This window comes from Bradyrhizobium sp. Mp19 (assembly GCF_029952935.1).
Taxonomy (GTDB): domain Bacteria; phylum Pseudomonadota; class Alphaproteobacteria; order Rhizobiales; family Xanthobacteraceae; genus Bradyrhizobium; species Bradyrhizobium elkanii.
This window is the reverse complement of the sequence record NZ_JASAUT010000001.1, coordinates 213,532-235,949: the sequence shown is the minus strand read 5'-3', so window position 1 is coordinate 235,949 and position 22,418 is coordinate 213,532. Positions and strand designations below refer to the sequence as shown.

General features: G+C 65.2%; 17 protein-coding genes and 2 pseudogenes. 2 read left to right on the top strand and 17 right to left on the bottom strand.

Annotation, left to right across the window (positions count from 1 at the left end; genetic code table 11):
• Positions 1-56 precede the first annotated feature (56 nt).
• The 10 genes from QJT82_RS01055 to QJT82_RS01010 all read right to left on the bottom strand — a co-directional run bounded on the left by QJT82_RS01055 (position 57) and on the right by QJT82_RS01010 (position 13,615).
• A complete protein-coding gene (locus QJT82_RS01055) occupies positions 57-1,298 on the bottom strand; it encodes a flavin-dependent oxidoreductase (protein WP_028345204.1) in 1,242 nt (413 codons plus the stop codon).
• A gap of 309 nt (positions 1,299-1,607) precedes the next feature.
• Positions 1,608-2,003 carry a RidA family protein gene (locus QJT82_RS01050; protein WP_028345205.1) on the bottom strand — a complete coding sequence of 132 codons (396 nt, stop codon included), beginning with the start codon at positions 2,001-2,003 and terminating at the stop codon, positions 1,608-1,610.
• 1 nt (position 2,004) lies between these two features.
• Positions 2,005-2,844: an enoyl-CoA hydratase family protein gene (locus QJT82_RS01045; protein WP_028345206.1), complete on the bottom strand. Its 840-nt coding sequence runs from the start codon at positions 2,842-2,844 to the stop codon at positions 2,005-2,007.
• Between the two features lie 11 nt (positions 2,845-2,855).
• Positions 2,856-3,635 carry an SDR family NAD(P)-dependent oxidoreductase gene (locus tag QJT82_RS01040; RefSeq protein WP_035634288.1) on the bottom strand — a complete coding sequence of 260 codons (780 nt, stop codon included), beginning with the start codon at positions 3,633-3,635 and terminating at the stop codon, positions 2,856-2,858.
• Positions 3,632-5,947 (bottom strand): bifunctional salicylyl-CoA 5-hydroxylase/oxidoreductase, encoded by a 2,316-nt coding sequence (locus QJT82_RS01035; RefSeq protein ID WP_028345208.1) that lies wholly within the window; start codon positions 5,945-5,947, stop codon positions 3,632-3,634. Before QJT82_RS01035 ends, QJT82_RS01040 begins: the two co-directional genes overlap by 4 nt.
• A 394-nt stretch (positions 5,948-6,341) precedes the next feature.
• Positions 6,342-7,877 (bottom strand): sugar ABC transporter ATP-binding protein, encoded by a 1,536-nt coding sequence (locus QJT82_RS01030; RefSeq protein WP_028345209.1) that lies wholly within the window; start codon positions 7,875-7,877, stop codon positions 6,342-6,344.
• 11 nt (positions 7,878-7,888) lie between these two features.
• A complete protein-coding gene (locus QJT82_RS01025) occupies positions 7,889-9,010 on the bottom strand; it encodes an SMP-30/gluconolactonase/LRE family protein (RefSeq protein WP_051448218.1) in 1,122 nt (373 codons plus the stop codon).
• Positions 9,010-11,283, bottom strand: coding sequence for an SMP-30/gluconolactonase/LRE family protein (locus tag QJT82_RS01020; RefSeq protein ID WP_338132214.1), 2,274 nt, complete (start codon positions 11,281-11,283; stop codon positions 9,010-9,012). Before QJT82_RS01020 ends, QJT82_RS01025 begins: the two co-directional genes overlap by 1 nt.
• Before the next feature lie 210 nt (positions 11,284-11,493).
• Positions 11,494-12,519 (bottom strand): sugar ABC transporter substrate-binding protein, encoded by a 1,026-nt coding sequence (locus tag QJT82_RS01015; RefSeq protein WP_028331499.1) that lies wholly within the window; start codon positions 12,517-12,519, stop codon positions 11,494-11,496.
• A 70-nt stretch (positions 12,520-12,589) separates the two neighbouring features.
• A complete protein-coding gene (locus QJT82_RS01010; RefSeq protein WP_225163682.1) occupies positions 12,590-13,615 on the bottom strand; it encodes an ABC transporter permease in 1,026 nt (341 codons plus the stop codon).
• A gap of 91 nt (positions 13,616-13,706) precedes the next feature.
• On the opposite strand from QJT82_RS01010, the gene QJT82_RS01005 reads away from it, so the two are divergent.
• Positions 13,707-14,702 (top strand): LysR family transcriptional regulator, encoded by a 996-nt coding sequence (locus tag QJT82_RS01005; protein WP_035634291.1) that lies wholly within the window; start codon positions 13,707-13,709, stop codon positions 14,700-14,702.
• 464 nt (positions 14,703-15,166) lie between these two features.
• Here the strand turns inward: QJT82_RS01005 and QJT82_RS01000 are convergent.
• The 4 genes and pseudogenes from QJT82_RS01000 to QJT82_RS00985 form a co-directional block, all read right to left on the bottom strand.
• Positions 15,167-15,331, bottom strand: a pseudogene (locus tag QJT82_RS01000) (SDR family oxidoreductase); the annotation flags it as partial.
• 17 nt (positions 15,332-15,348) lie between these two features.
• On the bottom strand, positions 15,349-15,876 hold the full coding sequence (locus QJT82_RS00995; protein ID WP_028345213.1) for a VOC family protein: 528 nt from the start codon (positions 15,874-15,876) through the stop codon (positions 15,349-15,351).
• Between the two features lie 15 nt (positions 15,877-15,891).
• A complete protein-coding gene (locus QJT82_RS00990; RefSeq protein ID WP_028345214.1) occupies positions 15,892-16,755 on the bottom strand; it encodes an SDR family oxidoreductase in 864 nt (287 codons plus the stop codon).
• Positions 16,756-16,760: 5 nt separating this feature from the next.
• Entirely contained in the window at positions 16,761-17,318 is a 558-nt protein-coding gene (locus QJT82_RS00985) for a carboxymuconolactone decarboxylase family protein (RefSeq protein ID WP_028345215.1), read from the bottom strand.
• Between the two features lie 217 nt (positions 17,319-17,535).
• Between QJT82_RS00985 and ilvD the strand changes: the two are divergent.
• Positions 17,536-19,379: pseudogene (gene ilvD / locus QJT82_RS00980) on the top strand (dihydroxy-acid dehydratase).
• Between the two features lie 209 nt (positions 19,380-19,588).
• Here ilvD and QJT82_RS00975 read toward each other — a convergent pair.
• The 3 genes from QJT82_RS00975 to QJT82_RS00965 form a co-directional block, all read right to left on the bottom strand.
• Positions 19,589-19,801 (bottom strand): hypothetical protein, encoded by a 213-nt coding sequence (locus QJT82_RS00975; RefSeq protein ID WP_028345217.1) that lies wholly within the window; start codon positions 19,799-19,801, stop codon positions 19,589-19,591.
• 655 nt (positions 19,802-20,456) lie between these two features.
• Positions 20,457-21,506: a hydroxyacid dehydrogenase gene (locus QJT82_RS00970; RefSeq protein ID WP_028345218.1), complete on the bottom strand. Its 1,050-nt coding sequence runs from the start codon at positions 21,504-21,506 to the stop codon at positions 20,457-20,459.
• Positions 21,507-21,521: 15 nt separating this feature from the next.
• Positions 21,522-22,418, bottom strand: a complete 897-nt coding sequence (locus QJT82_RS00965) for an amidohydrolase family protein (protein WP_051448219.1) — start codon at positions 22,416-22,418, stop codon at positions 21,522-21,524.

Genomic DNA, 22,418 nt, shown 5'->3' with positions numbered 1-22,418 from the left:
ACCATGAGGGGGTAATGAAGCGAACCGACTTTGCGAAACGTCCGCTCCTTTCCAGGCTACTGCCGCGCCACCACGCGCGCGGCAAAGCCGGCCTTGGCGGCATAGCCGCGTACGATCGCCTCGCGCGCTTCGTAATTGAGAATAGTGTCGACGTCGGTAAAGCCCTGCGGCGCGAGTTGCTCGACGGCGTCGATCACGCCCTCCGGCCCGCCGCGGCGGTTGGAGGCGACAATGTCGGCGGTCATCGGCAGCCGTTGCCGCTCATAGGCCGCCAGCGCCTGCCGCGGATGCTCCGATCGCGCCAGCATGTCGGCCAGACAGCGCGCATCGAGAATGGCTTGAGAAGCGCCGTTCGAGCCGACCGGATACATCGGATGCGCGGCGTCGCCGAGCAGCGTGACGCGGCCGCACGACCAATACGGCAAGGGATCGCGGTCGCAGCACGGATACTCCCAGAACTCCGGCGTCGCGTTGATCAGGCCGGTAAAGTCGACCTGCGGGATCGTGAAGCTCGTGACATAGGGCATCATCTCGTCGCGCCGTCCGAGATTGGACCAGCCCTCACGGCGCGGCGGCGGCGAGGTGCCATCGCCGATCCGCACCAGCACCGCCCAGTTGGTGAGGCGGCTCGCCGGGCTCGAGCCCGGCGCGATCGGATAGATCACGGCCTTGGCGTTCAGGCCGCCGGCGATGATCATCGAGCGTCCGGTCAGGAAGGCCGGCCAATCGGTGGCGCCGCGCCACAGCATCAGGCCGTTCCAGCACGGCCCGCCCTCATCCGGAAACAGCGTCTGCCGCACCTTCGAGTGGATGCCGTCGGCGCCGATCAGGATGTCGCCGCGCGCGGTGTGCACATGGGCGCCACTGCGATCGAAGAAATAGGCCGAGACGCCGCCCTCGTCCTGGGTGAAGGAGCCGAGCCGGCAGCCGGTGCGGATCGCATCCGCGCCAAGCCGATCGACCACGGCCTGATGGATCACACTTTGCAGACGGCCGCGATGAATCGAGAATTGCGGCACGTCGTGGCCGGCATCGAGCCCGCGCTTCTCGTGCCAGACCTGCTGGCCATGCCGCGTCAGATAGAACAGCTCATAGGTGCGGATCGCCACCTCGTCGAGCTTGTCAAGCAAACCAAGCCCCGCCAGCTCACGGATCGCATGCGGCAGCGTGTTGATGCCGACGCCGAGCTCGCGGATCGTCTCGGACTGCTCGTACAGCTCGCAACTGATGCCGCGCGAGCGCAGCATCAGCGCAGTGGTGAGGCCTCCGATTCCGCCTCCGACGATAATCGCCTTCATCGTCCTCACCTCCACTCACAACAGGACGCTTTTACGCTTTGGGCTAAGGTCGCATGCCCCGTTGTCCGGCCGCAAGCGGGTTTGCGGCCCGGGACGAGGACTGGCCCACGACGATTGGGCTTAGCCTTAACATTGCTTCAGCGTACTCCGATCTATCCCCGTCACCCCCGCGCAAAGGCTTCGCCTTTGTCGCTGAAGGAGCCGCGTAGCGGCGTCTCGAAGGGTCGACGGCCACTACCCGGGCCGTGCATCCTTCGAGGCTCGCTCCGCTCGCACCTCAGGATGACGGGTCTACCAATGGCGTCACCCTCAATCCGGCACGACCGCAATTGCCTGGATTTCCACCTTGGCGCGGTCCTCGATCAGGCCGGCAACCTGAATCGCGGTCATCGCGGGGAAGCGCCGGCCAATGATGTCGCGATAGACCGTGCCGATCTCCTTCAGCCGCGCGGAATATTCCTTGCGGTCGAGCAAGTACCAGGTCATCGACACGATGTGCTCGGGGCCGGCGCCGCCGGCGGCGGCGACTGCGACGATGTTGCGCAGGGTCTGGCCGATCTGCGCCACGAGATCGTCAGTCTCGAACACGCACTGCCCGTTCCAGCCGATCTGGCCCGCGATGAACAGCTGTTTGCCGCGCGCGGCCATGCCGTTGGCGTAGCCGATCGGCTTGGCCCATCCTTCCGGTTGCAGGATTTCGATCATCTCAATTGCCCTCGAAGGCCGGTTTCTGCTTGGCGGCGAACGCCTCGAAGGCGCGGCGGAAATCGCCGGTGACCATGCAGATCGCCTGCGCCTGCGCTTCCGACTCGATCATCTCGTCGACGCCCATCGCCCATTCCTGGTTGAACATCGTTTTCGTCACGCCATGCGCGAACCACGGCCCATCCGCGAGCGAGCGCGCCAGCTCCTGCGCGGCGCCGGCGAGCTCCGCCGGCGGAACCAGGCGGTTGTGGAAGCCCCACGCAAAGCCTTCCTCGGCGCTCATCGCACGCCCCGTGTAGAGCAGATCGGCCGCGTGGCCCTGCCCGATCACGCGCGGCAGCAACCCGCACGCGCCCATGTCGGCGCCAGCAAGGCCGACGCGGGTGAACAGGAACGCGGTCTTGGCCTGCGGCGTCGCCAGCCGCAGGTCGGACGCCAGCGCCAGCATCGCACCGGCCCCGGCGCAAATGCCGTCGATCGCGGCGACGATGATCTGCGGGCATTTGCGCATCGCCCGCACCACCTCGCCGGTCATCCGCGTGAAGGCGAGCAGGTCCGGCATCGCCATCCGCGTCAGAGGCTCGATGATCTCGAACACGTCGCCGCCGGAGCAAAAATTGCCCTCGGCGCCGGTCAGCACGATCGCGCGGACATCGGAGGCGTATTTGAGATTGGTGAAGAGATCGCGCAGCTCCTCATAGGACTCGAAAGTCAGCGGATTCTTCTTGTCCGGCCGGTTCAGCGTGATGGTCGCGACACGGCCGCTCGCATCGACCTTCCAGCGGAAGTGCTTGGCGGGATAATCCTTGAACGGCCGGAGTTTTGCTTTCATCTCGGACATGACGTGTTCCTTCACCCGGTAAAGACTTCGCCGCCGGCGACCGCGACGGCTTGTCCGTTGATTGACGATGCAGTCTCGGAGGCAAGCCAGAGGACGGCGTCGGCGACCTCCTCGGGCGTGACCAGCCGCTGCATCGGATTGACTTTTGCCAACGCTGCGCGCGCTTCCTGTTCGCTGCGGCCGGTCTTGGCGACGATGTTCGCGGCGGCATCCGCCACCAGCGGCGTATCGGTGTAGCCGGGGCAAACCGCATTCACGGTGACGCCGCGTCGTGCATATTCCAGCGCCAGCGAGCGCGTGAGGCCGATGACGCCGTGCTTGGCCGCGACATAGGCCGAGACATAGGCATAGCCGGTGAGACCCGCGGTCGAGGCGACATTGATCACGCGGCCGCGGCCGCGCTGCGCCATGCCGGGCAACACGGCATGCGTCACCAGGAACACGCTGGAGAGATTGCTCGCCAGCATGTCCGCCCACAGCGCCGCGCCGGTTTTGTCGAACGGCGCGCTCGCGGCCTTGCCGGCATTGTTGACGAGAATATCGATCGGGCCAGCCTCGGCCTCGATCTGCGCGATACCTTTGGCGACCGCAGCTTCATCCGTCACGTCGATCGAAACCACGGCGCCAACCTGCTTGTCGAGCGATGCCGCCGTCGCTTTCAGCGCGTCGATCCGCCGCCCGGCGATGCTGACGCGCACGCCGGCTTTTGCCAGAGCGATCGCCGTCGCGGCGCCGATGCCGGAACCGGCACCGGTCACCAGCGCATGTGCGTTGGCCCAGAACCTCATCATGCTTTCACTCCCGCAGCCGCGCGTTCGAGATTGGCCTCGTATTGCGACTTGCCCGACAGATACTGCTTCGGCCAGGCGATCTGCTTGACGCCGATCTTGGCGGCCTCATGCAGCGTCCAGGCCGGATCGGCGAGATGCGGCCGCGCGATGGCGCAGAGATCGGCGCGGCCGGCGGCGATGATCGAGTTGGCGTGATCCGCCTCCGAGATCGCGCCGACCGCGATGGTGGCGATGCCGACCTCGTTGCGGATCTTGTCGGCGAACGGCGTCTGGTAGAGCCGGCCGTAGACCGGATGGTCGTCGGCCCAGACCTGCCCCGAGGAGCAGTCGATCAGGTCGGCTCCCGCCCCCTTGAACAGCTTGGCGAAGGCCAGCGCATCCTCGGGCGTGTTGCCGCCCTCGGTCCAGTCGTGACACGACAGGCGGACCGACATCGGCTTGTCCTCCGGCCACACCGCGCGGACGGCGCGGAACACCTCCAGCGGATAACGCGCGCGGTTCTCGATCGATCCGCCATAGTCGTCGGTGCGGCGGTTGGTCAGCGGCGAGAGGAAGCTCGACAGCAGATAGCCGTGCGCGCAATGCAGCTCCAGGATATCGAAGCCCGCGGCCGTACCGCGCCTGGCTGCGGCGACGAACTGGTCACGTACCTCGTCCATCTCGGCGCGGCTCATCGGCTCCGGGATCTGGCCGTCGGGCAGATAAGGCACTGACGAAGCCGACACCAGCGGCCAGTTATGGTCCGGCAGCGCTTCGTCCATGCCTTCCCAGGCGACGCGCGTCGAGCCCTTGCGGCCGGCATGGCCGAGCTGGATGCCGATCCTGGCTTGCGAATTCTGATGCACGAAGTCGACGATGCGCTTGTAGGCCGCCGCCTGCGCGTCGTTCCAGAGGCCGCAGCAGCCGGGCGTGATCCGCGCCTCCGGCGAGACGCAGGTCATCTCGGTAAAGAGAAGGCCGGCGCCGCCGAGCGCGCGGGAGCCGAAATGCACCAAATGGAAGTCGGTCGGCACGCCCTCCTCGGCCGAATACATCGCCATCGGCGAGACGATGATCCGGTTATGAAGCGACAGGCCGCGGATCTGGAACGGCGTCAGCATCGGCGGCGTGACGCGGTCGTTGGTCGCGGCCACGCCGCTGCGCTCCGCGAACCAGCGCTCATAACCCTCGAGCCAGGTCTTGTCGCGCAGCCGCAGGTTCTCGTGGCTGATGCGCTGCGAGCGGGTCAGCAGCGAATACATGAACTGCTCCGGCTCCAGCGTGTCGGCATAGCGCGAGCCGACCACCTCGAACCATTCCATCGCGTTGCGCGCGGCATTCTGGATCCGCGCCACGTCGACCCGGCGCAGCTCCTCGTAAGCCTTGAGCACCGCGGGAATACTGTCCCGCGCCGCGCCGTGGATCTTGAACTGGTTGGTGAGCTCGATCGCATCCTCCAGCGCGAGCTTGGTTCCCGAGCCGATCGCGAAATGCGCGGTGTGGGCGGCATCGCCCATCAGCACGACATGGCTGTTGCCGTTGAACGTGGTCCATTTGCCGCAGATCAGCCTGGGGAACGACAGCCAGGCCGAGCCGCGCAGATGCCGCGCGTTAGAGACCAGATGATGCCCCTCGAGGATTTCCGCGAATACGTTCTCGCAGAACGCGATGGAGTCGCCCTGCTCCATCTTGTCGAGGCCGTGGGCGAGATAGGCCTCCTCGGTGGTCTCGACGATGAAGGTGGCCGCCCCCTCCTCGAACTTGTAGATGTGCGCCTGGAACCAGCCGTGCTCGGTCTTGCGGAAGTCGAACGTGAAGGCGTCGAACGGACGGTTGGTGCCGAGCCAGATATAGCGGTTCGGCCGCATCAGCATGTCGGGCTGGAAGGCATCGGTGTATTTGGTGCGGATCTTCGAGTTCACGCCGTCGCATGCCACGATGAGATCGGCGTCGGGGAATTCGAGATCGGAATTCACCTCGCGCTCGAAGATCAATTCGACGCCGAGTTCCTCGGCCCGCGCCTGCAGGATGTTGAGCAGCCGCTTGCGGCCGATGCCGACGAAGCCGTGGCCGGTGGTGCGCATGCGCCGGCCCTTGATCAGGACCTCGATGTCGTCCCAGTGGTTGAAGGCCTGCTCGATCGTGTCAGCGGTGACCGGATCCCATTTGCGCATGTTGTCCATGGTCGCATCCGAGAACACCACGCCGAAGCCGAAGGTGTCGTAGGGCCGGTTGCGCTCGACCACCGAAATGACGTGCGCGGGATCTAGCATCTTCATCAGGATGCCGAAATAAAGCCCGGCCGGCCCGCCTCCAATGCAAACGATACGCATGGCGTTCTCGCCTTTCCGTTTGAGCATGATCGCCTCGGAAAACCGGGTGCCACTTTTCCGGATCATGCTCTGGCTTCGGCGACCGGGGGCATTTCCCCATCGGAGCCGATGGGGGATATTATTTTATACTTAAAATAATTGTCAAGGGCGGTTCGGCCCCACCCGCAGCGTCGTCCCGGCGCAGGCCGGGACCCATACGCCGCAGCAGAAATTGTCGACGGGACTCGTCGTTCCAGCGACGTGCAACAATGACAATCTGTGGTTATGGGTCCCGGCCTGCGCCGGGACGACACTGAACTTGTTGTTGCTGATTTGCCCATCGAAGGCGTGGCAAGATGGCGGATTGCGCTGCGCTAATCCGCCCTACGCCGATGCCAGGCCGCGCTGCGCGCCCTCAATGCACCGCGGCGTACAGGATCTTGTCCTGCGTCGCATCCGCCGCGTTGAACTCGGCGACGATGCGGCCGGTGCGGGCGACCAGGATGCGGTCGGACACCGCGAGGATCTCCGGTAGGTAGGACGAGATCACCACCACCGCCTTGCCCTCGTCGGCGAGACGGCGGATTTCGCCGTGGATGTGCGGGATGGTGCCGACGTCGACGCCGCGTGTCGGCTCGTCGAAGATGATGATCGAGGGGTCCTGCACCAGCGTCTTGGCCAGCACCACCTTCTGCTGGTTGCCGCCGGACAGCTCGATGATCCTGGCCTTGCGCTGCAATGCGCTGATCTTGAGCCGATCGACCCAGTAGCTGGCGAGCTTGCTGCGCCGTGCGCGCGACAGCAGGAAGCTCCAGCCCTTTCCGGTGGCGAGGCTGCCGATATAGACGTTGTCGTCGACCACCATGGTCTCGAAGAAGCCGTTGGCCTTGCGGTCCTCGGTGATGTAGGCGATGCCGTCATTGATCGCCTGCCGCGGCACGCGGTAACGGATCGGCTTGCCGCGCAGCCGGATGGTGCCGCCATTGACCAGATTGCGCTTCAGCGCGCCGTAGATGATCTTGGCGATCTCGGTGCGGCCGGAGCCGATCAGGCCGGCGATGCCGACCACCTCGCCGGCATAGACCGAGAACGACATGTTCTTGACCGCCATGCCCATGGTGACGTTCTCGACCGTCAGCACCTTCTCGCGGCGCTGATGGGTCTTCTCTCTTCCGCCATAGACCGCCTGCGCCACCTCGCGGCCGACCATGTGCTGCACCAGCGCGTCGCGGGTGAGCTGTCTGGCCGGCGCCGTGATCACCAATTTGCCGTCGCGCAGCACGGTGATGCGGTCGGCGATCTGCAGCGACTCCTCCAGCGCATGCGAGATGTAGATGATCGAGACGCCGCGGGCGCGCAGGTCGCGCACCAGATGGAAGAAGTGGACGATCTCCTCCGGCGTCAGCGACGCGGTCGGTTCGTCGAAGATGATGATGCGCGCCTTGTTGTAGATCGCGCGCGCGATCTCCACCATCTGCTTCTTGGCGGTGCCGAGCAGCGCCACCGGCGTCGCCGGATCGACGTGGAAGTTGAGCGACTGCAGCAGCTGCTGGGCCTGGATGTTCAGGGTGCGGAAGCGCGTCAGCAGCTTTTCGTTGCCGAGCTCGATGTTCTGCGCAGCGGTCATGGTCGGCACCAGGCTGGTCTCCTGATAGACCATGCAGATGCCGGCATTGAGCGCGTCGCGCGGCTGCTCGAAACCGGTCGGCTTGCCGTCGAGCAGATAGTCGCCGGAGGTGAGCTGGATCGCGCCCGCGATCGCCTTGCATAGCGTCGATTTGCCGGCGCCGTTCTCGCCGACCAGCGCATGCACCTCGCCGGGATAGAGGTCGAAATTGACACCCTCGATGGCGTGGACGCCGCCATAGATTTTCGAACCGTTGGTGATCCGCAGCACCGGCTCACGGGCTGCGGAGGTCTCTGCCGTCTTGGCGCCGGGGGCCGCCTGCATCACACCGTCATTCATCGCAGCTCTCCTGTAGTGCGCAGCAGGCGTCCGGCGCCGCGCGCCGCGATCACGACGCCCGAGGGCGTGGCGCAGGCGGCGGTGATGCCGTGGAAGCGGCCGCCGGCGCGGCTGTGCAGGCTGTCGGTCGCATCGCCCTCGGCGTCGAGATGCACCAGCAGACCGTAGGAGCGCGGCGGCGCCCACGGCTTCTGGATGCCGAGCGCCTTGACGCTGCCGATCTGCATCGGCTCCAGGCAATCGCTGCCGCCGGCGAGCGCCGGCGCGACCCAGTAATCGGGCGGCATCGTCGCCATCATCTCCTCGCGGAAATCGTCTTCCTTGAGCACGAACTCGATCAGATGGGTGCGGCGGGCGAAGATGCCGAGCAGCAAGCCGCCGTGGCCGTCCGGATGCAGCCGCGCCGGATAGCCCGGCATGTTGGCGGCGACGGTCTCGCGCGGACCCAGCCCGTTGCCGCCGAGCGCGAACCGGCTGAGACAATGCGCCCAGCTTTCGGTGAGCCAGAGGCTGCTACCATCGGCCGAGACGCTCACGCCATAGGGATAGGGCAGATCGCGCAGCAGCACCTGCGGATTGTCGAGGCCGGCGCCGCAGCTGATGAGCCGGCCATTGGCGCGCTTCTCCATCAAATCGTGCCGCCATTCGCCCGGGCGTCGGCCGGCGCTGCCTTCAACGGCATAGATGCGGCCATCGGGCGCCGCCGTCACCGACAACAGCCCCGTGAGCGCTTTGCCGCCGGCGGACTCCAGCCAGCGCGGATCGGGCTTGGCCGGATCGATCGCGGCAAGGCCCCTGCCCGCGACGCAGACCAGGAGGCGGCCGTCCGGATGCAGCGCGAGCCCGCCGGCATCATCCTCGAACTCGGCGACGACTGTACGTGTCGACAAATCATTGCCGCCGAGCTTCAGCACCCGGCGTCCTGCGGAAACATAGACCGTGCCGTCGCCGGCGGCGATCACGTCGTCGATGCCGGGCAGCGGCTCGCCGATCGGGGTGGCGGTGTCGAGCCGGTCATTTGGGCTCAGCGCGCCGTCGAGCGGCGGGATCGCGTTCTGGCCGCCGTCGCGGTCGATGACGCTGCGGATGTCGCGCAGCAGATGATCGAAGAATCCCATTACGTCGTCACCCTGCTCTTTGCGCCCCAATAGGCATCGTAGCCGGTCCAGCTGTCGTCGACGCCCTCAAGCTTGATGCGGCCGATCCGGTTGTTCTCGAGCCCGCCGAGATAGAGATAGCCCTGGTGCTCGCGCATCGACGTCAACGTCGAATGCGAGATGCCGGTCGGGTCCCACCAGGATTCCAGCGCCTCGCCCTTCTCGTTGAATTTCAGCACGCAGCCATGGTTGAGCGCCGGCGCCAGCCATTCGTCGGTCGGCACCTGCTTCACCATGCGCAGGCGGAAGCCGGGTTTTCGCGCGGCAAGGTCGAATGTTGGGGTGCGGATGCCGACCAGCGCCAGCCAGTAGGTGCCGTCGGAAGCGCGGTTGATGTTGTCGGGGTTGCCCGGCAGCTCGTCCATCAGCACTTCGGTCTTGCCCTTGTTCGGCCCGTCGATCCAGTGCCGGAACACCTTGCACAGCGAGGTCGACGCGATCAGGATCGATTTGCCGTCGTGCGAGACGCAGATCCCGTTCGGGAAATAGAAGTGGTTGATCACCGTGCGCGTGGTCCTGGTCGCCGGGTCGTAGCAGACCACACGGCCGTTCGGCCGGCCCTCGAGGATGTCGAGGGTGTTGGTGGTCATCTCGTAGCGCGTGGTGCAGTCGCTGAAATAGATCTTGCCGTCGGGCGCGATGTCGAGGTCGTCGGCCATGCGCAGGCGGGAATCGTCGTTCAGCTTGTACCAGGTGCGGTTGGTCTCGTCGGTAACCTTGAAGATGCGGCCATCGGGCGCGACGCCGTAGACGCCCATGCCGGCGACGGCAACGATCAGATTCTCGTCGCGATCGAACTGCATGCCGAGCGGCCGGCCGCCGATATGGGCGAACACCTCGCGCGTCTCGAAATTCGGCCCGGAGAAACGGATCACATTGCCGTCGCGGGTCGAGCCGTAGAGCCGGCCCTGGCGGTCGAGGATGACGTCCTCGGGCCCCTCGACCTGATCGACGCCGATCGCCTGCGCGTTGATCAGCCGATCGTTCTGCGCGTAGGGCGAGGCCGCGCCGGGCTGCACCCCGGGCGCCGAGGCGAGCGGCACGAAGGCCGGATTGACGTAGATCTTCTGGATCGCCTTGCCGCGGTTCTTCGACCATTTGACGTCGATGCCGACGGCGGCGAGCAGGATCATGCCGGTCACCGCCGAGGTGACGTAGCCCGGGATGCCCATCCGCACGAGGCCGTTGATCAGGAGGAAGATGATCAGCGCGCCGATCATCGCCCGCCATACCGTACCCTTGCCGCCGGCGAGCGACACGCCGCCGAGCACGACAGCGGTCAGTGCCTGGAACTCCCACCCCACGCCGGTGGTGGAATCCGTCGAGGATTGCCGCGCGGCGTAGAAGATGCCGCTCGCCGCGCACAGCGTTCCCGACAGCACATAGGTCATGAACAGCATCACGCGGACGCGGATGCCGGCGTGACGCGCCGCCTTGCGGCTGGCGCCGATCGCGGTGAGATGCCAGCCATAGCGCGAGCGCGACAGGAAGATGTGGCAGATCAACAGCACCACGAACAGCGTCGCCGCATTGACGGGAATGCCGAGCACGCTGCCGCCGCCGATGAAATCCCAGGCGTCGCTCTCGACCGAGTTGGTCGCGAACACCTGGGCGTAGCTGGTGTTGAGCAGATTGACCGAGGCGCGCAGGATGATCAGCGTCACCAGCGTGGTCAGGAACGGCCGCGTCTTCAGGAAGCCGATCAAGAAGCCGTTGATGCTGCCGAGCAGGGCGCCGACCAGAAGCGTCGCCGGCACGGCGAGGCCGACCGGCCATTCGCGCACCAAGAGGAAGTACAGCGCCGCGAAATTGCACAGCGCGAAGATCGCGCCGACCGAGAGGTCGATGCCGCCGGTGACCAGGCAGAAGCCCATCGCGAGCGCGACGAAACCGAACTCGGCGAACAGCCGCAGCAGCGACACCGAATTCTGCACCGAGGCGTAGTCGGGAATGGTGAGCGCGAAATACGTCCACAGCCCGATCATCACGGTGAAGGGAACGACCGGCTCGAACCACTGTTTCAGCAACAGCTCCGACAGCAGGAGCCGGGGTGAAAATCGCCGCACCGATGCGGCAAAGGAATCAACGGCCATCGACATCGCCAAAGCACCCTCTTGATTGAGCACGATCTTGCGGAAAACCGGTTTCCACTTTTCCGGATCGTGCTCGTGATTGAGCACGACCTTGCGGAAAACCGGCTTCCACTTTTCCGGATCGTGCTCGTGATCGAGCACGATCTTGCGGAGAGCCGGCTTGCACGTCCCGGATCATGCTCCCGGTCATGACGCGATCGGCCATCGCATCGCGACCTCGTCCCCTTGATTGAGCACGCTCTCCGTGAACGCTGCGCGTCGGTCGGAGAAAAACCGGCTCCACCATGCCGGATCGTGCTCTTTGATACAGCCGGCGCGGGAATGCCCCCCGCGCCGGCTGTCCGCGCCTTGTTAATTTTTCTTGGGTAGCGCGAAGCAGTTGGCGCCCGAGGCGTTGGACTTATCGAGCCAGATCGGACGCGTGTAGTAGACGAGATTGCGGCTGCCCGGCTTCTCGCCTGATACCAGCAGGGTCTCGGCCGCGAACATCAGGTCGTGGCCCTGCTCGGTCGCCTTGTAGCTCAGGAACTTGTAGAAATTGCCCGAATTGACCTGGTCGCAATCGAGCTGCGAGCCTTCGCCCGAGGCGAACACCTTCACATCGTCGATCTTGCCGGCATTGCGGATCGCCTGCGCCGCGCCCGACTCCATGATGCCCCAGAACCCGATCGAGGCGCAGAGGTCGGGATGCTGCTGGATCACCGTCGCGGTGACGTTGAGCGCGGTGTTGGCGTCCCAATTCGCGGCCTGGTTCGAGACCACCTTGATGTTCGGATCCTTGTTCAACACCTCCATGATGCCGCCGACCTGGTCGACGCTGGCGGCCGCGGTCAGTTCGCCCTGCACGATCTGGACCTTGCCCGACTTGCCCGAGCCGGTGCCGCAAGCCTTCACGGCTTCGTTCGCCAGCATCCTGCCGATCTCGCGCCAATCGGCGCCGACAAAGGCGCCGGACTTGTAGTTCGAGGACATGTTGATCTGGATCACGTGCGTGCCCTGGCTTTCGGCGCGCTTCAGATCCTTCATCAGCAGCGTGACGCTCGGATTCTGCACGATCAGCACGTCGGGCTTCTGGTCGACCAGCGCGGTCAGGGCCTGCTGCATCGCCGAGGGGTTGTTGTTGGGATCGCGCACGACATATTTCATGCCGCGCCACTCGGCTTCCTCCTGCACCACCCGGCCCCATTCGTCGGACAGCGGCACGCCGAGCGCGATCGGCAGATAGGCGATGGTCTTGCCCTGCAGCGCCTTGTCGTAGACGGCACGCAGCTCGCGCGCGGTCTTGGTGCCTTCCTCCTGCGCCGATGCCGCAAATGGCATCGCGGCCAGCGTCACGCCGGCCAGCAGGATCGTCCAGAATTTTGTCGTCGTCTTCATCGTCTCCCTCCACAAAGCAATTTCTTTTGATTGATTGATTTGGCGCGGCGGCCGGCTCAGTCGCCTTGTTTCAGTCGCCTTGCCGCGCTGTCTCCTCGTCGCGGGGGTGCAGCCAGTTGTCGAGCACGATGGCGGCCAGCAGCACCACGCCCTTGATGATGTTCTGCACCTCGCTGTTGACGTCCATGATGGTGAAGGCGTTGAGCAGCGTGCCGATCAGGATGCAGCCGACCACGACGCTGAACACGCTGCCGCGGCCGCCGATCAGGCTGATGCCGCCGATCACGACGACGAGCACGACATCGAAGATCATGGTGCCCTGGGTGATCGCCATCTGCATGCTGCCCGTGGTGCCGACCCAGACCAGGCCCGCAATCCAGGCGAGCAGTGCAACCAGCACGTGCTCGAGCACGATCAGCGGTCGCAGCGCGACGCCGGTCAGCCGCGCGGCCTCCGGATTGTCGCCCTGCGAATAGATGAAGCGGCCGATCGAGGTGCGCGACAGGAACAAATGCATCGCGATTGCACAGGCCGCGAACACCAGGATCGGAACCGGAATGCCGAACAGCCGTCCGGCGCCGAGATACATCAGGCCCGGCGCATCCTTCGGCGCATAGACCACCCAGGCCGGCGCGATCCAGAAGGCGAGGCCATAGATCACGAAGCCGGCAGCCAGCGTCACGAACAGCGCCGGCGCCTCGACGAAGGCGACCATCACGCCGTTGACGACGCCGATCAGCACCGCAACTGCCAGCGCCAGCAGCACTGCCGTGAAAACGGGCATGCCGTTCTGCATGTAGATCAGCGCGATCGCCCAGGACCCCGCCATGATCGCGACCTCGGAGAGGTCGATGCCGCGGCTGATCACGATCAGCCCCATGCCGAGGCCGAGCACGCCGAGGATGGAAATACTCCGCAACAGATTCAGGAGATTGGAGACGGTGGCAAAGCCGTTCAGCGTCAGGCCGAACACGATCAGGAGCGCGATGGTGATCAGGAGCACGATCTGCTCCTGGCTCGGCTTTGCAAACATTGCGCCCAGGCGAGATGATGCCGCAGGGACAGCAACGCCGCGCGATGGCGATTGCACGCTCATCGTTTCCTCCAGGTATTATTTTGCTTGAGACTTTAAGAGTGCCGATTAGTATTCGTCAAATGCATTCGGCGGATACGGATTGATCATTTCCATGCATGTACGTGACGTCGATCTGAACCTGTTCGTCGTGTTCGACGCGATCTATTCCGAGGGCGGCGTCAGCCGCGCCTGCTTCCGCCTCAACCTGACCCAGCCCGCGGTAAGCCATGCGCTGAGCCGGCTGCGCGCGATGTTCAACGATCCGCTGTTCGTGCGCCGCAACCACGTGATGACGCCGACCCCGCTGGCCCGCCAGATCATCACCACGGTGCGCCAGGCGCTCAACGGCCTCGAGACGACGCTGACCCACACCCACCGGTTCGATCCGGCGAAGACGCCGAAGCGGTTCGTGATCGGGCTGCGCAACAATCTGGAGGCGCCGATGCTGAGCGCGCTGGTCAATAGGATCAGCACGGTGGCGCCGCTGGTCGAGATCGCCACCGTGCGCAGCGAGCGCAACAATCTCGAGCGCGAGCTTGCCGCCGGCACCCTCGACGTCGCGATCGATACGCTGTTGCCGCTCTCGGCGGAGGTGCGGCGCGAGCAGATTCTGACCGAGCATATCGCGGTGTTCGCGCGGCGCGGCCATCCCGAGCTCGGCAGCCGGCTCGACAAGAAGGCTTATTTGCGCATGGAGCATGTCTGCGTGACGTCGCGGCGCAGCGGCCTGTCGTTCGAGGATTTTCAGCTCCAGCGCCTCGGCCTGACCCGCACTGTTCGCCTGACCTGCCAGAATTTCGCAACCGCCTGCCACGTCGTGAGCCGCAGCAACATGCTGCTGACCGCGTCGGAGAGCGCCGCCTCCGTGCTCGAAGATCCCGGGCTGCTGCAATGCTTCCCCTGCCCGTTCCCGATCAGTCCGCACGTCAATTATCTCTACTGGCACGCCACAGCCGAGGACGACACCACCAATCAATGGCTGCGCGAGCAGCTGCGCGCGGCCGCGGCGCTGCTGGCCGGCAGCCAGTTCGGCAAGAAGAATCGCCGCGCAGCGAAAGCGCGCCCCAGGGTCGGCATCCCGCTGCCAACCAGCCTCGCCGCGGAATAGCGGCGCGCTATCGAGCCGAAAAGGCGGTGGGCTCCCTCTCCCGCTTGCGGGGGAGGGCTGGGGTGGGGGCTCTCTCCGCGAATCATATCGTGGAGAGAGCCCCCACCCGCCGCGCTACGGACGACGCTTCGCGTCGCTCTTCGCGCGTCGGCCTAAGAGCGAGCTTCGCTCGTCTCGACCCCGCAAGCGCAGGGCTATCGCATTTGGAAAGAAATCTGTCGGGCAGCGTCCTCGCGGCCGTCCTTCGAGACGCCCACCTTCGGCGGGCTCCTCAGGATGAGGTCTTATTTTTGCGGCACAATGGTAGACCCTCATGGTGAGGAGCGCCGCTTGCGGCGCGTCTCGAACCACGAGGCCAAGCATTTGCGCGGTCGCCAAGGGGCATCTGCGATAACCCTGCCCGCAAGCGTGAGAGGCAAAGCGAATCTGCGGACACATCGATGGAACCAAGCTTCAGCACACCGCTAAAGCCCGCTCAGCCCACTATCCACCGCGAGCGTCTGCGCGGTGACATAGACGCTTTCATCCGACATGAAGAACAGCGCGGCATGGGCGATCTCCCACGCTGTCGCCTGACGGCCGAACGGGATATGCCCCTTGCCGCGCGAAGGACGGCCCGCGCCGGCATCGCCGCCGAATAGCCGCGTCAGCCCACCACGCGGATCGGGTCCGAGCCGTCCCAAGTCGCGGCGACGGTCCTGATCTTCTCGAAGAACCGCCCCTTCGATCCCGAGATGTCTGAGATTTCGATCACGGTGCCGGCATGGCCGGCGGTGTCGAAATAGGCGAAGCGTCCCTTGGGGCCGCCGATCTGGCCTTCATGACCGACGGTGAAGCCTGCCGCGATGGCGCGGTCGTAGAGCGACTGGTAGTCCGTGCTCCAGTACGACATGTGCTGCAGGCCCTCGCCGTGGCGCGCCAGAAAATCCAGATACATCGACGGCGCGTCGTTGCGCTGTTGGATCAGCTCGATCTGCAGATCGCCGGAATTGGCCAGCGCGATCGACATCTCGACCGCGGAGTCCACGCCGCGATAGCGGAACCAATCGACCTTGACCGAGGGGATCAGGAAGAATGGCCCGACCCGCAGCGTCTCGGTCCAGAACTTCAGCGCCGCATCGATGTCGCGAACGACGTAGCCGTTCTGACAGACCTTGCCGAACAATGCACTCATGCGCCCTCCCGCCGCTCACAAACCGCTGAGGCCGCTGTCGACCGCGAGCGTCTGCGCGGTGACATAGACGCTTTCATCCGACATGAAGAACAGCACCGCATAGGCGATCTCCCACGCCGTCGCCTGACGGCCGAACGGGATATGCCCCTTGCCGCGCGACGGCCGGCCCGCGCCGGCCTCGCGGCCGTTCGGGGTGTCGACCAGCCCGGGATAGACCAGGTTGGCGCGGATGCCTCGCCGCGCGCCGGTATGCGCGATGTTGCGCATCAGGCCGCCGAGCGCCGCCTTGGAGGAATCATAGACCGCCATCTGCGATCCCGCCTTCAGCGCCGCGATCGAGGAGATGAAGACGATCGAGCCGCCATCTTCGAAATTCGGCAAGGCCGCGCGGCAGCACAGCATCGGGCCGCGAACATTGACGTCGTAGATCCTGTTCCACTCCTCCGCGCTGACATTGTCGAGCCCGGTCTTGCCGAAGGTACCGATGTTCAGCACCATGCCGTCGAGCCCGCCCATCGTGCGATGAGCCTCGTCGACCATCCTGATGACGTCGGCCTCTTGAGTGACATCGGCGGCGATCGCGAAGGCGCGGCCGCCGTCAGCAGCGATGCGTGCAACCGTGTCCTCGGCCGAGGCACGGTTGAGGTCGGCGACCGCGACATGCGCGCCCTCGCGCGCGAACAGCAGGCTCATGGCGCGGCCGTTGCCGATCGGATCGGTGGCGGCATCGAACACCCGCTGGCCGCCGCCGACCACGAGGATGCGGCGGCCGTCAAGGCGTCCCCTGCCGGGCGCGGTGCCCGAGGATTCCGCGCTCAGCGGACGGACATAGCGCTCCGGTTTAGAGTCTTGCGAGGTCGCTTGCGAAATCTCCGACATCCGATTCAACCCCGCTTCTTGCCACCCTCGTAGACCGCCATGCCGGCGGCCGGATCGAGATCGGTCTCGGTTGCCTCCGTCAGGCGCGCCATCATCATGTAGAAGCCGAGCGCGACGATCGCCTCGACGATCTCCTGATCGCTGAAATGCTCGCGCATGCCGGCGAAGGCGGCGTCGCCGACGCGCACCTTCTCGACCACCTCGCGGCCGAAGCCGAGCAGCGCGCGCTCGGCGGCGTTCAGCGCCGCATCGTCGTAATTGCCGCGCTCGACGGCATCGATCTGCGCCTGGGTGACGCCGACGCCGAGCGCAATCGGCATGTGCTGGCGCCATTCATAGGCGCCGCCCTCGAGCTGCGCGGCCTGCAGGATCAAGAGCTCGCGGTTGACCGCCGACAGCTTCTGCTTGTGCAGGATCGAATTGCCGAGCCGCATCAGCGGAATGGCATTGGCCTCGGCATGGGCCATCATGCGGAAGATGTTGAGCTTGACCGGCATGCGGTCGAACGCGGCGCGGATGTCGCCGTCCGTCGTGTCCGGATCAATCAGAGGCAGCCTTGCCACGCGTCTCTCCCTTTTTGCGTCTGTTCGTTGTTCTTGCCGTCGGTGCGTCCAGCTAATGCACCGGGCCGACCGAGATCAAGCCGACCGTTCGACATTGCCCGAATTGCGGGGTTCAGCCATGCGGTTCCGCGCTTGAATCCGCATCCACGGGCAGGCATAAGGAGCGCTAACTCCCCTAAAAAATGCCCTTAGCCCAAGGATTTGAGAAGGATTTACGATGCCCGCCTATCGCTCCCGCACCACCACTCACGGCCGCAACATGGCGGGTGCACGCGGCCTCTGGCGCGCCACCGGCATGAAGAACGAGGATTTCGGCAAGCCGATCATCGCGGTGGTCAATTCCTTCACCCAGTTCGTGCCCGGCCACGTCCATCTGCAGAATCTCGGCCAGCTCGTGGCTCGCGAGATCGAGAAGGCGGGCGGCGTCGCCAAGGAGTTCAACACCATTGCGGTCGATGACGGCATCGCGATGGGTCATGACGGCATGCTGTACAGCCTGCCCTCGCGCGAGCTGATCGCCGACAGCGTCGAATACATGGTCAACGCGCATTGCGCCGACGCGATGGTCTGCATCTCCAACTGCGACAAGATCACGCCCGGCATGCTGATGGCGACGCTGCGGCTCAACATCCCGACCGTGTTCGTCTCGGGCGGACCGATGGAGTCGGGCAAGATCCTGCTCAAGGGCAAGAAGCGCGCGGTCGACCTGATCGACGCTATGGTCGCGGCCGCCGACTCCAACGTATCGGACGAAGAGGTCGAGGTGATCGAGCGCTCGGCCTGCCCGACCTGCGGCTCCTGCTCCGGCATGTTCACCGCGAACTCGATGAACTGCCTGACCGAGGCGCTCGGCCTCGCGCTGCCCGGCAACGGCTCGGTGCTGGCGACCCACGCCGACCGCAAGAGCCTGTTCGTCGAGGCGGGCCATCTGATCGTCGACCTCGCCCGCCGCTACTACGAGCAGGACGACGCCAAGGTGCTGCCGCGCAACGTCGCGAACTTCAAGTCGTTCGAGAACGCGATGACGCTCGATATCGCGATGGGCGGCTCGACCAACACCGTGCTGCATCTGCTCGCCGCCGCACGCGAGGGCGAAGTGCCGTTCACGATGACCGACATCGACCGCCTGTCGCGCAAGGTGCCGGTGCTTTGCAAGGTCGCGCCCTCGGTGCAGGACGTCCACATGGAGGACGTGCATCACGCCGGCGGCATCATGGCGATCCTGGGCGAGCTCGACCGCGCCAAGCTGCTCACGACCGACGGGCCGACCGTGCACGCCGCGACGCTGGACGATGCGCTGAACCGCTGGGACGTGGTGCGGACATCAAGCGACAAGGTGCGCAACTTCTACCGCGCCGCGCCGGGCGGCGTGCCGACCCAGGAAGCCTTCAGCCAGGACCGCCGCTTCGACGAGGTCGATCTCGATCGTGAAAAGGGCGTCATCCGCGACGCCGAGCATGCCTATTCCAAGGACGGCGGCCTCGCCGTGCTGTTCGGCAACCTCGCCGAGGACGGCTGCATCGTGAAGACCGCCGGCGTCGATCAGAGCATTCTGAAGTTCTCGGGCCCGGCCCGAATCTTCGAGAGCCAGGACGCATCGGTCGACGCCATCCTCACCAACAAGGTGAAGGCGGGCGACGTCGTGCTGATCCGCTATGAGGGTCCGCGCGGCGGCCCCGGCATGCAGGAGATGCTGTACCCAACCAGCTACCTGAAGTCGAAAGGTCTCGGAAAGTCGGAGGCCAAGCGGTCTTAGGAAGACAAATATGTCTGGCAACTCCTTGGCTCACAGAACGACATGGCTACGATCCGACTTAAGGCGGCCTGATCGGCCTCGTCGAGGAAGGCGACATCATCGAGTTCGACATCCCGAACCGCAAGGTCAATCTCAAGGTCGACGATGCCGAACTGAAGCGTCGCCGTGCAGCGATGGAAGCCAGGGGCAACGCGGCCTGGAAGCCGGCGGCGCCGCGCAAGCGCGCCGTCTCGACCGCGCTGAAGGCCTACGCGGCGTTCGCCAGCAGCGCGGCCAAGGGTGCGGTTCGCATCCTGCCGGAGTGATAAGGGCGAGCTGAACTCGGCCGTTCACTTCGCAAGAGCGAGTTGGCTTCTCTTGTGTCATTGCGAGCGCAGCGAAGCAATCCATCTGTCCGCACATGCGGAACCATGGATTGCTTCGTCGCTATCGCTCCTCGCAATGACGGCACCATTGGGTCGCGCCCCACTCCCACAGGGAGAGGTCGGATGCCGCCACACGCGATCGATCTGGTTCAGGCGTGCAAGTCGGCCGCCTCTATCCGGATGCGGTCGGCATGCAGTGACCAGTCGCATAGCGATTGTTCCTGGCAAAACTTGACCTTGGCCATCTCGGTGGCCTGGCCCTCGCTCGAGGCGTCGATCTCAAGCGCGCCCTGGCAAACCTCGCGCTCGCGGCCATTGCCGCCGAGCACGTCCTTCATGAAATGAACGACGAAGCGTGACATGGAACCCTCCCTGCTGCACCGGCAGAGCCCGGGGGTACCACGCTAGCACTAACACGAAAGGGTAGTGAGTTAATTCGGCTGATACGTGTGCGACTGTTCGCAGCGGGGAAAACTACGCGCCGGCCTGCGGCAGGCTGGCGGCAGCGATCGCGACGATCTGCGCAAGACGGCGGCCGATCCTGGCGGGCGCGTTGCGGAGCAATGACTGAACCTGTCGCATGAACTTCTTCCTTCCGTGCCCGGAATGGTCGGGCACGCAGGGAAAATGGCGATTTCCGGCTAAGCCGTCGATATCTCAGGGAAAATAGCAACGGACACGCTGCGAGGCGGCCGTTTGGCAGTGGGTTTATTGCCTCGATCGAGGCTACGACGAAGGAGATTTTCTCCGGTGTTTTGGCGCGCGCAACAACGCTCGCACGGCTGGCCATTTGTGCGAGGGACGCACCGGCGGAAGGGTTCCCCCTGCCCTTGCGGTAATATCTCCCCGCAAGGCCTGGCGCTCGTACGATTTCTGAATATTGGAAATGTACCCCTGAGTTGCCCGACGCGTCAAGTTGCCTGCGCGAACGCCGGCAGCCGCCAGCTCCTTTGCATGGGGTTGTTTTCGATATTTTGGCCGCGCGCGGCCGCGGCCCCCGCAGGGGCAGGGCTGACCCTACCCCGGCATGAACCCGAACGCCTTCTCGAACCGTCTTGCGTAGACCGGCCACACCTCGGGATTGATGATGCGCGGCGGGCGCTTGCCGTCGAGCGCGTCGAGGATCTGCTCGGCGGCGATCCGGCCCATGTTGATGCGCGCCTCGCGAGTGACGCCGGCGGTGTGCGGGCTCGCCAGCACATTGTCGAACTGCAGCAGCGGATGATCCGGCGGCGGCGGCTCCTTGTCCCAGACGTCGAGCCCGGCGCCGGCGATGCGTTTGTCACGCAGCGCTTCCTCCAGTGCCTTCTCGTCGTGGATGAAGCCGCGCGCGGTGGTGACGAAATAGGCGTGCGGCTGCATCAGCGCGAACTGGCGCGCGCCGATCATGCCGCGGCTGTTCTTGTCCAGCGGACACGAGATCGAAACAAAGTCCGCGCGACGCAGGAGATCGTCGAGCTCGACCTTCTCCCCGCCCCGCTTCGCCATCTCATCCGCTGCGAGATAGGGATCGTAGGCGATCACCTTCATGTGCAGGAGGCCCCTGCACAGTTCGGCGATGCGGCGGCCGACATTGCCGAGACCGACGATGCCGACGGTCTTCTCCTTAAGCTCGTTGCCGATCAGATCGTTGCGGTTGACATTGGCCTCGCGCCGCAGCCTGCGGTCGGACTGGATGATCCGCTTCGACAGCGTCAGCATCATGCCGAGCGCGTGTTCGGCGACCGAATTGGCGTTGCCGCCGGACTGGTTGACGACAAGCACGCCCGCCGCGGTGCAGGCATCGACATCGACGGGATCGAAGCCGGCGCCGTTCGACGACACGATCAGAAGATTAGGCGCACGCTTCAGCAGCTCGGCATGGGCATGGAAATGCGGCGCCAGCTCATCGCGGGCTGCGCCGATCTGATAGGCATGCGCGTCAGCGAGGACGGGTCCGAACGTCGCCTCCGGCGTCTCGTTCTCGAGACGATCGAGCCGGACGTCCGGCCGCTTCTTCAGGATTTCGACGTAGATCTCGTGGGCGAGGTATTTGACGTAGAACACGCGCTTGTTGTTGACGGTCATGTCTTCGAGCAGCTTTCAGTTTGGGAAGCCATAGAGTCGTGCGGGATTGTCGACGAGGATGCGGTGCCGTGTCGCCGAATCCGGCGTCCATTCGTGAAACAGGTCGAGCAGATGGCCGGCATCGGGCATTTCACCATCGACCCGCGGATGCGGCCAGTCGCCGCCCCACACCAGCCGTTCAGGATTGGCTGCGACCAGCGCCTCGTGGAACGGCCGCGCATCGGGATAATCAGGAGCCCGCTGACTCAGGCGATGCGCACCTGACAGTTTGGCCCAGCACCAGCCTTCGTCCACCGCACGCAGCAAGCTCTGAAAGCCCGCGGTGTTGATGCCGGCGGCAGCATCGGTGCGGCCCATGTGATCGACCACGACCGGCAACCCGAGCGCCTTCAGCGTCGGGATCGTGTCGGGCAGATCCTTCACGTCGATCCAGAGCTGCAGATGCCAGCCGAGCTCGGCCATCACGCCCGCGTGCGTTTCGGCAACATTCAAGGGAATGCCGCCGCGATAGTGCAGCTGCCCGCCGCGGAAGAAATGGTTGAAGCGCAGGCCGCGGACGCCGAGCACATGCCATTGCCGCAGCGTGCCCGCCGCCACATCGGCATCGGCCACCGCGACGCCGCGCAGACGCGCGGGCTCGCGCTGCAGCGCATCCAGCATCGCCGAATTGTCGTGGCCGTGCGCGCTGCCCTGCACCAGCACGCCGCGGGCGAAACCGAGCGCATCGAGCATGCCGAGATAGGTCGCGAGCGGCGCGTCGGGCGGCGTGTAGCTGCGATCGCCGGCATAGGGAAAGCGGTCAGCCGGGCCGAACACATGCGCATGCGTATCGCAGGCCTTCGGCGGCAGCTTGTCCTTTGGCGGCGTCACGGGACGCGGCGGCAGGCAGGCGGGAATTTCCGACGCAGCCAT